The sequence below is a fragment of the Brevibacillus nitrificans genome (assembly GCF_003710965.1).
Taxonomy (GTDB): Bacteria; Bacillota; Bacilli; order Brevibacillales; family Brevibacillaceae; genus Brevibacillus; species Brevibacillus centrosporus.
Genome location: NZ_RHHU01000002.1, coordinates 46,479 through 58,896, shown reverse-complemented (window position 1 = coordinate 58,896; position 12,418 = coordinate 46,479). Strand labels below are relative to the sequence as shown.

At 49.5% G+C, this 12,418-nt stretch carries 15 protein-coding genes; 13 read left to right on the top strand and 2 right to left on the bottom strand.

All coding sequences use genetic code 11. The features are described 5' to 3' along the window. Positions 1 to 3: 3 nt before the first annotated feature. On the top strand, positions 4 to 363 hold the full coding sequence (locus tag EDM59_RS01225) for a flagellar protein FliT (protein WP_122921968.1): 360 nt from the start codon (positions 4 to 6) through the stop codon (positions 361 to 363). Positions 364 to 401: 38 nt separating this feature from the next. Here EDM59_RS01225 and EDM59_RS01220 read toward each other — a convergent pair whose 3' ends face one another. After that, positions 402 to 575, bottom strand: coding sequence for a putative motility protein (locus EDM59_RS01220; RefSeq protein WP_122921967.1), 174 nt, complete (start codon positions 573 to 575; stop codon positions 402 to 404). A gap of 154 nt (positions 576 to 729) precedes the next feature. Here EDM59_RS01220 and EDM59_RS01215 point away from each other — a divergent pair, with 154 nt between their 5' ends. The 5 genes from EDM59_RS01215 (at position 730) to cspD (ending at position 4,479) form a co-directional block, all read left to right on the top strand. Continuing rightward, entirely contained in the window at positions 730 to 1,539 is an 810-nt protein-coding gene (locus tag EDM59_RS01215; RefSeq protein WP_122921966.1) for a motility protein A, read from the top strand. Continuing rightward, positions 1,532 to 2,335, top strand: a complete 804-nt coding sequence (locus EDM59_RS01210) for an OmpA/MotB family protein (protein WP_122921965.1) — start codon at positions 1,532 to 1,534, stop codon at positions 2,333 to 2,335. Before EDM59_RS01215 ends, EDM59_RS01210 begins: the two co-directional genes overlap by 8 nt. Before the next feature lie 292 nt (positions 2,336 to 2,627). Beyond that, positions 2,628 to 3,428 (top strand): basic amino acid ABC transporter substrate-binding protein, encoded by an 801-nt coding sequence (locus EDM59_RS01205; protein ID WP_122921964.1) that lies wholly within the window; start codon positions 2,628 to 2,630, stop codon positions 3,426 to 3,428. 79 nt (positions 3,429 to 3,507) lie between these two features. Then, positions 3,508 to 4,188 carry an amino acid ABC transporter permease gene (locus EDM59_RS01200; RefSeq protein ID WP_170184488.1) on the top strand — a complete coding sequence of 227 codons (681 nt, stop codon included), beginning with the start codon at positions 3,508 to 3,510 and terminating at the stop codon, positions 4,186 to 4,188. A gap of 93 nt (positions 4,189 to 4,281) precedes the next feature. Continuing rightward, entirely contained in the window at positions 4,282 to 4,479 is a 198-nt protein-coding gene (cspD, locus tag EDM59_RS01195) for a cold-shock protein CspD (protein WP_055746341.1), read from the top strand. 53 nt (positions 4,480 to 4,532) lie between these two features. On the opposite strand, the gene EDM59_RS01190 is transcribed toward cspD, so the two are convergent. After that, complete coding sequence (locus EDM59_RS01190) at positions 4,533 to 5,585, bottom strand: HD-GYP domain-containing protein (protein ID WP_122921962.1); 1,053 nt, start codon at positions 5,583 to 5,585, stop codon at positions 4,533 to 4,535. A gap of 212 nt (positions 5,586 to 5,797) precedes the next feature. On the opposite strand from EDM59_RS01190, the gene hpf reads away from it, so the two are divergent. From hpf to cccB, 7 genes are all read left to right on the top strand, one after another. After that, on the top strand, positions 5,798 to 6,358 hold the full coding sequence (gene hpf / locus EDM59_RS01185; protein ID WP_092275531.1) for a ribosome hibernation-promoting factor, HPF/YfiA family: 561 nt from the start codon (positions 5,798 to 5,800) through the stop codon (positions 6,356 to 6,358). Positions 6,359 to 6,568: 210 nt separating this feature from the next. Then, complete coding sequence (secA, locus tag EDM59_RS01180; protein WP_122921961.1) at positions 6,569 to 9,091, top strand: preprotein translocase subunit SecA; 2,523 nt, start codon at positions 6,569 to 6,571, stop codon at positions 9,089 to 9,091. A gap of 246 nt (positions 9,092 to 9,337) precedes the next feature. Further along, positions 9,338 to 9,790 carry a hypothetical protein gene (locus tag EDM59_RS01175; protein WP_122921960.1) on the top strand — a complete coding sequence of 151 codons (453 nt, stop codon included), beginning with the start codon at positions 9,338 to 9,340 and terminating at the stop codon, positions 9,788 to 9,790. 118 nt (positions 9,791 to 9,908) lie between these two features. Further along, positions 9,909 to 11,022 (top strand): peptide chain release factor 2 gene (gene prfB / locus EDM59_RS01170; RefSeq protein WP_122921959.1). Its coding sequence is split into 2 segments (ribosomal slippage): positions 9,909 to 9,989 and positions 9,991 to 11,022, totalling 1,113 coding nucleotides; the frame shifts between segments, so codons are not numbered across the junction. Between the two features lie 140 nt (positions 11,023 to 11,162). Then, positions 11,163 to 11,561 (top strand): VOC family protein, encoded by a 399-nt coding sequence (locus EDM59_RS01165; protein ID WP_122921958.1) that lies wholly within the window; start codon positions 11,163 to 11,165, stop codon positions 11,559 to 11,561. Between the two features lie 78 nt (positions 11,562 to 11,639). Then, the gene (locus EDM59_RS01160) at positions 11,640 to 11,909 is read left to right on the top strand and encodes a YciI family protein (RefSeq protein ID WP_122921957.1); all 270 of its coding nucleotides are present in this window, start codon (positions 11,640 to 11,642) and stop codon (positions 11,907 to 11,909) included. A 71-nt stretch (positions 11,910 to 11,980) separates the two neighbouring features. After that, on the top strand, positions 11,981 to 12,343 hold the full coding sequence (cccB, locus tag EDM59_RS01155; RefSeq protein WP_122921956.1) for a cytochrome c551: 363 nt from the start codon (positions 11,981 to 11,983) through the stop codon (positions 12,341 to 12,343). The last annotated feature ends 75 nt before the right edge of the window (positions 12,344 to 12,418 follow it).

Here is a 12,418-nt window from a genome sequence, read left to right as displayed (position 1 = left end):
AATATGGAATCTACAGTTGATTATCTAATGGAAGCTTTATATGAAAAAACTCACTACTTAGTGCAATTGGTAGAAGCTGAGGGTTCGGATTCAATGCAGTGGTTGCCTGTTTTGGAGGATAGGGAGAACATAATCCGGGACTTAGACAATCTCATCCAAAAAGAGGGACCCCTTTCTGGAGCGCATAAACAGCAACTTGCAGTGATGAATGAGATGAATCAAAAGATCTTATCTCAGATGAGTATTCGTAAAGAGAAAATAGCTGAAAAGCTTAGTGCTATTCAACAAAAGAAAGCCGCGAAACAGTTTTATAACCAGATGGGACCAAGCGGCTACGGCGCATTTTTTGACCGTAAGAAATAAAAAAACGGCCGGGAAACCGGTCGTTTTCTTTTCGAAGATTATGCGCGAATATCGATAGACTGGCCGAGTGTTGGATGACTCGCCTGCGCCTGAACATTTTGCGTCGTATTCGCGAGGCCTTCGAGCAGAATAGAAGCTTGAGCCTGCGTAGTATCCTGCACCTGCTTAAAAACACTAACATTCACAGCCTGTTGCAATTGTACAGCATTCATGGTGGTTCACCTCTGCGCTAGATTTGCCTTTCACCCTTTATATCGACATTTCCTGTATTTTCCGTTACAGTCTCGATACGATATCTGTGCCTTGTGAAAACTACCATCTGCTATACTATACCCATCTCGCCCAAACACTAGGAAGGTGACACCATTGTCCACAAAACGCCGCTCGCTGCTCCTGATCGGAGCCGTCCTGCTCATCTTCGTCCACGCGGTCTACCTGAACGGCAGCCTTGCTGACCTGATAAATCCGACCGCGATCGAGCTGGTCGCGCTCTCGGTGATCATTTCGTATGCGATCAAGCGCAAGCATCTGGATTTGAAAAAAATCATAAATTTGCTCATCCACGGCCGTGAGAGCAACGTCGAGGAGACCATCAAGCGCTTCTACTATTACGCGCTCGTTCAGAAAGAACAGGGATATATCGCGCTCGAAAAGGAGCTCCAGCAAGAAAAAGACTCGTTCGTTCAGCGCGGCAGCCTGCTCGCGATCGAGGGTGTTCCCGAGGACGAGCTGCGGCTGATTCTGGAAAACGAGCTGAAAGGGGAGCAGTACCGCTACCAGCAGTCTGCGGGCTTTTTCCGGCTCATCAGCTTGCTGGCGCCTGGGATGGGGCTGGTTGGTACTCTGCTAGGGATGACAGGCGTTCTGAAGTCCCTCTCCGACTTTAGCGTGACCGGACACAGTCTGAGCGCGGCGGTGGTTGCGACCTTGTACGGAGCGCTTCTGGCCAACCTGCTGGCTCTGCCATGCTACTACCGCATGATGGATATCTATGACCGGGAAATGTTTGAAAAGCGCCTGTTTATTGAAGGCTGTGTCGGCTTGCAGCGGATGGAAACACCGCGCTTGCTGTTCGAAAAATTGAATTCGTTCCTGCCAGGTGACCAGAAGCTGGTGCTGATCAAAGAGGCGGGCAGTACGAAAGGAACGATTGAAAGGCAGGATCGCTATGCATGATGATCGGCTGTACGATGAAAAGGAGCTGGAGAAAAGCTGGCTGCTCAGCTACAGCGATCTGATTACTCTCTTGTTCGTCATCGTGGTGATTATTGCCGCATCCCAGGCTAGCAATATCCAATCGCAGCGTGAAGAGGCGCGAAAGGAAAGCGTGGAGCAGCAGGCAACCCTCAAGCAGGTGCATGAGAGCCTGGATCTCTTGAATCTGCAAAAGCTGGAGCTGCAGCGGGAAGTGCATCAGCTGGAAGCGCAGAAAAAGTCGCTGACGGGCACAGAACAGGACAACCCGGATGTTGCCTCGGCAGTGAAACCGCCGCCACCCATTGGTTCGCAGGATAAAGACGTTGCTGAGCGCGATATGGAGACAGTCCGAACGCAGCTTTCCTCTGCATTGGCAGAACTGAATCTGGATTTCGAAGAGACCGAAGAGGGATTGCGTATCCGTCTGCCCGTAAGCATTTTGTTTACGAGCGGATCCTCTGAGCTGAAGGACCAAGGGAAGCAGGTGGTGGGGACAGTCGCTGGGGTATTGCAGCGTTTTGGCAACCGGGTGAGGATCGAGGGCTATACGGATGATACACCGATTGCCCATAGCTCCTACCAAACCAACTGGGAGCTTTCTACGGGACGCGCTATTGCAGTAATGCGGGAAATGGTTGATGCGTACAGTTTGCCGTCCACCCGATTTACCGTGGCGGGACTGGGAGAATCCAAGCCATTGGTGGATAATTCGAATGAGGAGAACCGTGCTCGCAATCGCAGAGTGGAGATTATCATTTTAGCGGAAAAAGAATAATTCATATTTTTCTGCAAATATATCGGATTTTGAGAAGGATTCCTGTGTATCAGATAGAAGTATATCTGACAGGAATCTTTCTTTTTTTCTGACCATTTTCCGTTCGATGTAGGTGCCGCTCTCTCGCAAAATCGCGCCTTGTGACCGGAAAATAGTTATGCCCAGCTTGTGCACAACCGCATGTGGATAATGTGGACAACTCTGTGGAGAACGCAAAAAACACGTTATTTGGTTGTGGATAATGTTGGGGAAAAGCTGTACACACAGAGATAGAATCAAGGGGGTTTTACAGTTGAAGATCGGGAAAAAGTGGTTGGCAACACTTGCGTTGACCGTTGGGGTGGGACTTTTGGTCTCAGCATGTGGATCGGGTGGTCAGCAAGCATCAGGTGGTGGTTCCGCAGCGTCAGGAGGAGACAGCAAAGTATATGTGGTAGGTACGGACGCTGCTTATCCGCCATTTGAGAAAATGGAAGCGGACAAAATCACCGGTTTTGACATTGATGTGATTCAAGCAGTTGCAGATGCAGGTGGCTTCAAGATCGAAGTGAAGAACACCGGTTGGGATCCTTTGTTTGATGGCATTGACAAAGGGAATGTCGATTTGGGCATTTCCGCAGTGACGATTACAGATGAGCGTAAACAAAAATATGATTTCTCGGAACCTTACTTCGATGCAAACCAGCTGATTCTTTTGCCGGAGGATACGACGGTTACCAAGCTGGCTGATCTGAAAGGGAAGAAGATCGGGGTACAGTCGGCGACGACAGGCGAGCAGGTCGTGAAAAAAGCCTTTGGCGATACGTATGAAGGAATTAAAGGCTTCGACGATACGCCATCCGCTGTGGACGACTTCTTTGTGGGCCGTGTAGATGCGGTGGTGGCTGACAATGCCGTTCTGCAGGATTATGCGAAAAAAGTGAAAGACAAAAAGTTCAAGCTGATCAAGGACGATTCGTTCGAGGTTGAACACTATGGCATCATGGTGAAAAAGGGCAATGCAGACCTGCTGAACAAAATCAACCAAGGTCTGAAAACCATTAAAGAAAACGGCAAGCTGAAAGAAATCAACGAAAAGTACTTCGGTCAGTAATGGCTGAAAATAGCCCCGGGGCGGGTGCGTCTATTGGCGTACCCGTTCCTTGTGCTCGGATGACTTTTTGGAAGGAGGAATGGGTTTGGATTGGAGCGTAGTCTATGATTATCGGGAATTATTTATACGTGGTGTATGGAATACGGTTCTTCTAACGACGGTTGCGGTCATTTGCGGGACGATCCTGGGCTTGTTCATCGGTTTGGGAAAGATGTCGGATAAGATTTACTTGAAAGCACCGGCTGCCATTTATGTTGAGCTGTTTCGCGGCACGCCCTTGTTTCTTCAGATTCTCTTGATTCACACGGCTGTGATCCCAGGCATTTGGGGGCTGTTTTTTCCTGAAGCGAAAGTGCCGGAAGCTCTTTTTTCCGGTTTTGTAGCCCTGACCTTGAACGCGGCTGCTTATATCGCGGAGATCTTCAGAGCGGGGATTCAATCGATTGATCCTGGTCAAATGGAAGCCGCACGATCGCTGGGAATGACAAAGGGAATGGCCATGCGGTTAATTACCATTCCTCAAGCATTTTTACGCATGCTGCCTGCGCTCGGAAATGAGTTTATAGCGTTACTGAAGGATTCTTCCTTGCTGGCCATCATTTCGACACCAGAGCTCGGCTATGCCGCTTTCAACATCGCCAAAAACACCTTCGAGCGCTTCCCGCCGTATCTCACCTCAGGGGCCATCTACCTGGTGCTTACCTTGTTCCTCTCCCGCGTTGTCGTGAGAGGACTGGAGAAAAGATATACTCCTAAATAAAGGGAATGACTGTCGCCATTTTGGGTAAACTAGGAACGAACGCTGCAGGATACTTATCCTAATTTTTTGCAAAAGAAAGGGTTGTGCTGTTTCATGCAAGGCAAAGTAAAATGGTTTAACGCAGAAAAAGGTTTCGGTTTCATTGAGCGGGAGGGTGGCGATGATGTATTCGTCCACTTCTCAGCTATCCAATCAGACGGTTTTCGTAGTCTGGAAGAGGGCCAAGCTGTAGAGTTTGACATTGTGGAAGGCGATCGAGGTCCACAAGCAGCTAACGTGGTCAAATTGTAGAAAAACACATGAAATCCCCCTGGCCCAAAGTTGGGTGCAGGGGGATTAGTATATCAGCTGATCATTTTATGAATATGTAGCTGGCGGTGCTGCCGCAAATCGAGGAATTCCTCTCCGCGACGCACCAGGGGACGCATGGGCTCATCGGTATGAATCATAATAATTTCGACGTCATCTCCGTTGCTCAAGACGGCCTTGGAGCCGACGTACAACAGGACGATGTAATGAATAAAACGGGAAACAATTAAAGGGTTCAGCTTGCCCGTGCAGGCTTGTTCCCATAAGATATGGGCGGCTTCGAAAGGCGAAGTGCCTCTGCGATAGACGCGGTCGGTACAGATGGCATCAAAAACATCCGCGACACTGATGATCTGGCATTCAAAGGGAAGCGAGTCATGGCTTCGAGCTTGCGGGTAACCAGTGCCATCCAGGCGCTCGTGATGCAATAACGCACACAGGGCCATCAGCTCGCTGGCATCTTCCATCGATTGCAGCAGGTTGTATCCGTATTTTGTGTGCTGTTTCATGATCGTGTACTCTGCATCAGACAGACGGCCTGGCTTGTTCAGCAGCTCATCGGGAATCATCATTTTTCCGACATCGTGCAAGAGGCCGCTTTGCCCCAGAAAGTAAATGTCCTGCTCCGATCTCCCTAGCAGCTTTCCTATGAGGGCAGCAACGATGCCGACATTCAAGGAATGACGATACGTATAGTTATCCGTTCCTTCTTTTAAGTAAATGAAGCGGAGAAACCCCCAGCGCTGCAATACTTGATCGAGCAAAGGGTAAAAAGCATCGTTGAAATGCTTCAAGGGCGGGATTGTGCCCGAGGCGATTTGTTGGAACAATCCTTTGGTTTGCTGCACGGCCTGCACGTATTGACGTGCTGCTTGGACTTCACTCCAATGCAAAATAGGGAGAGGCATCTCGGGCTTTGAACCGTGATCCGAGATGTGGATGTATTGGACTTGATGGGCTTCTAGCAGCCGTATGTCACTCTGATGCAGTACTGCTCCGGCGGGCAGGAGCAGCAGGCCGTACTCATTGTTAACGTCTTGTGCAAGTGTTGCTCCGATAAGAGAATGGGAAGGTTTCACCTCTGCCATGAGGATTCCTCCTGTGCGATATACGACCGCGAAATATGGATGAGTAGAGTGACTACTAGGGTATTATATCATAGGGAACATAGTAAGTATTGGTAAAATTCTGTCGATTATTAATGGAATGTAAATATTTAGTATCATTTTTTGATGGGAAACAGGAGGATTATTTACATGGACGGCGAATATTCTTAACTAGACGGAAGGAGGTTGGAACCATGAAATTTAACATTCGTGGAGAAAACATTCAAGTCACCGCAGCACTTCGAGAGTATGTGGAAAAGAAAGTCGGCCGTCTCGAAAAATATTTTGAAACACCACAGCCTACCGATGTCCATGTAACGATGAGAGTACATCGAGGAGAAGGCACGATCGAGGTAACCATCCCGCTCGGCGGGGTAATTATCCGGGCAGAGGAAACCCACGAGGATATGTATGCTGCTATCGATCTTGTGGTAGAAAAGCTGGAACGCCAGATTCGCAAGCACAAAACGAAGCTGATGCGACAGCTGAGGGTGGATACGATTAGCAAGCAGCCTCAGCGTGAAAATCAGCAAGTTGCAGTAGCGCTTGCCGAAGACAGCGAGGAAGAAGACGTGGACATTAACATCGTCCGCACGAAAAGATTCGATTTAAAACCGATGGATGCGCATGAAGCAGTGATGCAAATGGATATGCTGGGACACAGCTTTTTCGTCTTCCAGAATAGCGACACGAACGATGTGAGCGTGGTGTATCGCCGAAATGACGGCCGATACGGTTTGATTGAACCGAAATAACGAAACTTTATCTCAAATCACTCGTATAAGACTAGGGAGTTGCTATTGGCAACTCCCTTTACTTGTGTATATGTGAAACAATTTGTTAAAATAGATTTTTAGAGAGAGTTGAATTTCGGAGAATCGGTATTCCTACTTCAGGGATACGTTGAGCACTCCTATAAAGAGGCGATTCGGTCTGTTTAGGGAGCATATGGAAGGGGTGTCCTCATGTTAGGACTCGTTAAAAAGATTTTTGGCGATAGCAATGAGCGCGAAGTCAAAAAAATGTTTAAGCGCGTAGAATCCATCAATGCGCTGGAACCAAGCATAGCGGCACTCTCTGACGAGCAGCTGCGTGAGAAGACAGCAGAATTTAAGGCGCGCCTGCAAAACGGAGAGGATCTGGACAAGATTTTGAACGAAGCGTTTGCCGTCGTTCGGGAAGCATCCAAACGGGTTCTCGGTATGAGGCACTTTGACGTTCAGCTGATCGGTGGTATGGTCCTGCAAGAAGGACGCATCTCCGAGATGAAGACCGGTGAAGGGAAAACGCTGGTGGCAACACTGGCTACCTATCTCAATGCCCTGTTGGGAAAAGGTGTTCACGTTGTAACGGTCAATGAATACTTGGCGGAGCGCGACTCGACCATCATGGGTCAGCTGTACAACTTTTTGGGACTCACTGTTGGTCTGAACAAAAATGGACTGGATGCCGAAGAAAAACGGGCAGCCTACGCGTGCGATATTACTTACGGTACCAACAATGAATTCGGTTTTGACTACCTGCGTGACAACATGGTGCTGTACAAAGAACAGATGGTACAGCGTCCACTGTTCTATGCCATCATCGACGAAGTGGACAGCATCCTGATCGACGAAGCGCGTACGCCATTGATCATTTCGGGTTCTGCGAATCGTTCGACAGAGCTGTACTACATTTGCTCGCACTTCGTCAAACGCATGGAGCAAGACAAAGACTTTACGATCGATGAAAAGCTGAAAATCGTTTCCTTGACAGATGATGGTGTCAGCAAGGTCGAGCAAGCTTTCAATATTGAAAACCTGTATGACACCGCGCACATGACGCTGAACCATCACATTACAGCTGCTTTGAAAGCACAAGTGCTGTTCAAGCGCGACGTAGATTACGTCGTTCAGGAAGGCGAAGTTGTGATCGTTGACGAGTTCACAGGTCGTCTGATGGTGGGACGTCGTTACAGCGATGGTCTGCACCAAGCGATTGAAGCCAAGGAAGGTCTGCGCGTTCAGAGCGAGAGCATGACGCTCGCGACCATTACCCTGCAAAACTACTTCCGTATGTATCAAAAGCTGTCCGGTATGACCGGTACGGCGAAAACGGAAGAAGAAGAATTCAAGAAGATTTACGGTCTCGATGTTGTTGTGATTCCGACAAACAAACCGGTAGCACGTATCGACCTGCCAGATCTGGTGTTTAAAACAGAGGCAGCCAAGTATCGCGCGGTTGTGAACGACATCGTAGAGCGTCATAAAAAAGGCCAGCCGATTCTGGTCGGTACCATTTCTATTGAAAACTCTGAGCGACTGTCTCAGATGCTGAAGCAAAAAGGTGTTCCGCACAACGTCTTGAACGCGAAGCAGCATGCGCGCGAGGCAGAGATCGTCGCACGTGCCGGTCAATACGGTGCAGTCACCATCGCAACCAACATGGCAGGTCGTGGTACGGACATTCAGCTGGGCGAAGGTGTAGCTGATTTGGGCGGCTTGCACATCATCGGTACGGAGCGTCACGAGAGCCGCCGTATTGATAACCAGCTGCGCGGTCGTGCCGGCCGTCAAGGGGACCCGGGTTCGTCTCAATTCTTCCTGTCGATGCAGGATGAGCTGATGCGCCGCTTTGGTGCCGACAACATCATGAACATGATGGACCGCTTGGGCATGGAAGAAGACATGCCGATCGAGAGCCGTCTCGTAACACGCGCTGTCGAATCCGCTCAAAAACGGGTAGAGGGCTCCAACTTCGATGCTCGTAAAGGCGTCCTGCAGTACGACGATGTCATGAACCAACAGCGTTTGGTGATCTACAAGCAGCGCCGCGACATTTTGGAGCAGGAAAACCTCAGCGAGATCGCACTTGGCATGCTGAACAGCGTGCTGGAACGCAATGTCGAGCTGCATTGTCCAAAAGAAGAGGTACCAGAGGATTGGGACCTGCAAGCTCTGGCGGATGCAGCCAACAATACCTTCCTGCACGACGAAACGATTACCGCAAAAATGCTGAAAGGCAAAGAAGCGGAAGAAATCATGGAACTGCTGAAAAACGAAGTCTCCAAGCAATACGCACAGCGTGAAGCGGAGATTGGCGATATGATTCGCGAATTTGAAAAAGTGGTCATCCTGCGTGCGGTCGACAGCAAATGGATGGATCACATCGATGCGATGGATCAGCTGCGTCAAGGGATTCACTTGCGCGCGTACGGTCAAAACGATCCATTGCGCGAGTACCAATTCGAGGGCTACGAAATGTTCCAATCCATGGTGGCTGCCGTGGAGGAAGAAGTGGCCATGTATATCATGAAGGCAGAAGTCAGTCAAAACCTGGAGCGTCAGGATGTCATTCGCGGGCAAGGCATGGATCCAAGCCAGCTCCAAACCTCCGGACCATCCGAGCGTCCTGACGATGAGACTTCCGGTGATGCCGATCCGAAAAACCGTGCGCAGCGCCGTGCACAGGAGCAGGAGCGCCGCCGCAGCAACAAGCGCAATCAATAATGGTCCAAACGCCAAAGCATCCCTTCCAAACAGCGAAAGCTGCGGAAGGGATGTTTTTTTCTGCTTCAATCCCTCCTGCATAGACAGCGTTCGTCCCGATCCTGTGTTCCTCGTCGGCATCGGCACGTCGATTTGTCTAACACTGGAAAAAGCCATCGAACGATTCTAGTGGAAAAGATTTGTAAAAACCATAGAATCATAGGTACAACACTTTTTTCCAAATACACGATGACGGGGGAATGAACAATGAAGGCGTCAGTCAACGTGATGGGCATACAAGCGGTAAGCATCCTGGAGCGAATTGCCGGCACATTAAAAGCGGTGCTGCGTGTAGGAAAAGAAAATAGATCGGTACAAATCATCAGTGAGAAAGAGGAGCAATCCTACAAAAAGCCAATCGAGGTGTTTACGGCAAGGGACGCAGTCTTTGCTGAAGAGAGAGTCGTTTCAGAAATTCCGCAGACGCTCTGGATGAACGCCTTTGTGGTTGATCCCAAGGTACTCACAGACAAAGGAAAAGCCGGGGAACCAATACAGGTGCATAACGAATACAAAAAGGTGAATAAACATACATCCGGTAAAAAACGAGCGACAACATCGCGAGGCGGCCATTTAACATTGGTGAAGGCAAATCAGGTGGGGACAGCCTCCAGAGAAATCCGAGATCTCCGCTCCTCGCCATCACCACCGGCTCGCTGAGTGGCTAAAAACAGAAAAACCAATCACCTTCCCCCTGCCTGGCACTGAAGTCAGGTTGCGGATCTGGCAAATTACGTTACAATAAACATAGCTTACAGAAGAGAAGGTGATTCGCAACATGGCATTAATCGATATTGCGGACATCAAACAAGAGATGTCCAGTATGGCTAAGCGTTTAGCAGATATCAGGGGGTCTCTTTGACCTCCCAGTAAAAGAGGAGCGGATCGGGGAACTGGAAGAGCGCATGCTGGCACCAGACTTCTGGGATGACAACGATGCAGCGCAGAAAACAATCAGTGAACTGAACGCCGTGAGAAGTCTCGTGGAGACGATGGGCAAGCTGGATTCCCAATACGAGGACCTGCAACTGATGCTCGAGCTGGTCATTGAAGAAGGGGATCAGTCCCTCATCCAGGATTTGTACGACAGCACCCAAGAGCTGAGGAAAGCTTTTGAGAGCTTTGAGCTGGAACTGTTGCTGAGCGATCAGTACGATAAGAACAATGCAATCCTGGAGCTGCACCCTGGCGCGGGTGGTACGGAATCTCAGGATTGGGCATCCATGCTCCTGCGCATGTATACACGCTGGGGCGATGCCAAGGGCTTCAAGGTGGAAACCCTGGACTATCTTCCAGGGGACGAAGCGGGCGTCAAAAGTGTAACGCTTTTGATCAAAGGACATAATGCTTACGGGTATTTGAAATCAGAAAAAGGGGTTCATCGACTCGTACGCATTTCGCCATTCGACGCATCCGGACGTCGGCATACTTCCTTTGTGTCCTGCAACGTTCTTCCAGAAATTGAAGACGATAATGCAATCGACATTCGCTCGGAGGACCTCAAGATCGATACGTACCGTTCCAGTGGTGCCGGCGGTCAGCACATCAATACGACCGACTCCGCAGTCCGGATCACCCACTTGCCGTCGGGGATCGTCGTGACGTGTCAAACAGAGCGTTCGCAGATTAAAAACCGTGAGCGTGCGATGAAAATGCTGACAGCACGATTGTTTGAGCGCAAACGGGAAGAGCAGGAAAAAACGATGGCAGCCATTCAGGGTGAGCAAAAAGACATCGCATGGGGCAGCCAGATTCGTTCCTATGTCTTCCACCCGTACAGCCTGGTCAAGGACCACCGCACCAACGTAGAGGTAGGCAACGTGCAAGCGGTCATGGACGGGGAGATTGACGTTTTCATCGACGGTTACTTGAGATCTCAAATTAAACGGTAATCAAAGGGTAAAGCGGCCAGGGTGCATCCTGCCGCTTTTTTTATGGCCACGCACCTGTACCTGTATCCCAAGGTAGGCAGCAGGTTGTGACAGTGGTAAAATTCAAAATAAACAGACGAGCACTGGAGAGGAGAGCGCGCATGATCAAAAAGGCAGAGCATGTAGCCATCATCGTTACAGATATGGACAAGTCAATTGCGTTTTACCAGGAGATGTTTGGCTATCAGGTACGTCTGAGGGGAGAGGGAGCCACTCGTGAGATGGCTTTTTTGTTTCACGAAAACCAGCCAAGCTTTGAGATTGAGCTGATTCGCGACCTGCAGCCAATGGGGGATTACGCAGCAGCAGGGATTGTCAATCACCTGGCATTTACAGTTGATAATATCGACGAAGCCATCGCCTACTACCGGGAGAAAGGTATCACGTTTAAAACAGACGGGCCAACCCCTTCCCTGGATGGAGGCAGAATCATTCTCTTTGATGGACCGGAAGGCGAATTGCTGCAATTTGTAGAGCCGGGCAAGGACCGAAAGCGCTAAAAAGGTTTACCGTCTCATCGGCAAAGTGGTAATTTGATTAAAGGAATGAATACATACCCAAACAAAGGAGCGATTCTCATGTTGTATGTAGCGTTTTTACCGATTATCGATCAAGAACTGAATGCAAAAGTAAGACCTGCCCACCTGGAATACCTCAACGACTTGTACAAGCAGGATAAAGTCTTTATGGCAGGCCCTTTCACGGATAAAGAGGGTGGCCTCGTCATTTACAAGGCGTCTTCCTTGGAGGAAGCACGGAAATTGGCTGAAGCAGATCCCGTAGTTGCGGAAGGAGCGCGTACTTTGGAGTTGCGTGAATGGAGCCCACTGGAGCTGCCGCTGACGTAATTTAAGGAATGAGTTTGGGATCCATGAGGCATACTTAGCGAAGAATTATCTAGTAAAGGAGGAAACAGCCCATGAAACGTTCATCACTGTTTGTGGTTGCGGCTGTACTCGTATTCTCGCTAAGTGCCTGTGGCGGAGGAAACACTGCACAACCGCCGGCCAATCAGCCTTCTACCGAAACACCGTCCACGACTGCTCCATCGGGTAGCTACGATGCGGCGACTGCGGAAGCCTTGTTCAAAAATACTTGTGCAGGCTGCCACGGTCAAACTCTGGAAGGTGCTGTAGGTCCGAATCTCCAAAAAGTTGGCGGGCAGCTGAACAAAGATCAGATTTTGGAAATTTTGAATAACGGTAAAGGCGCCATGCCCCCTGGTTTGGTAAAGGGTGCCGATGCAGAAACACTGGCAGCGTGGCTGGCAGATAAGAAATAAGTAGGTTCGATCCAAGGAAGCGTCCGAGCATATCGGGCGCTTTTTCACGTTCTTCCGGTTTTTAGGGTTGTATTC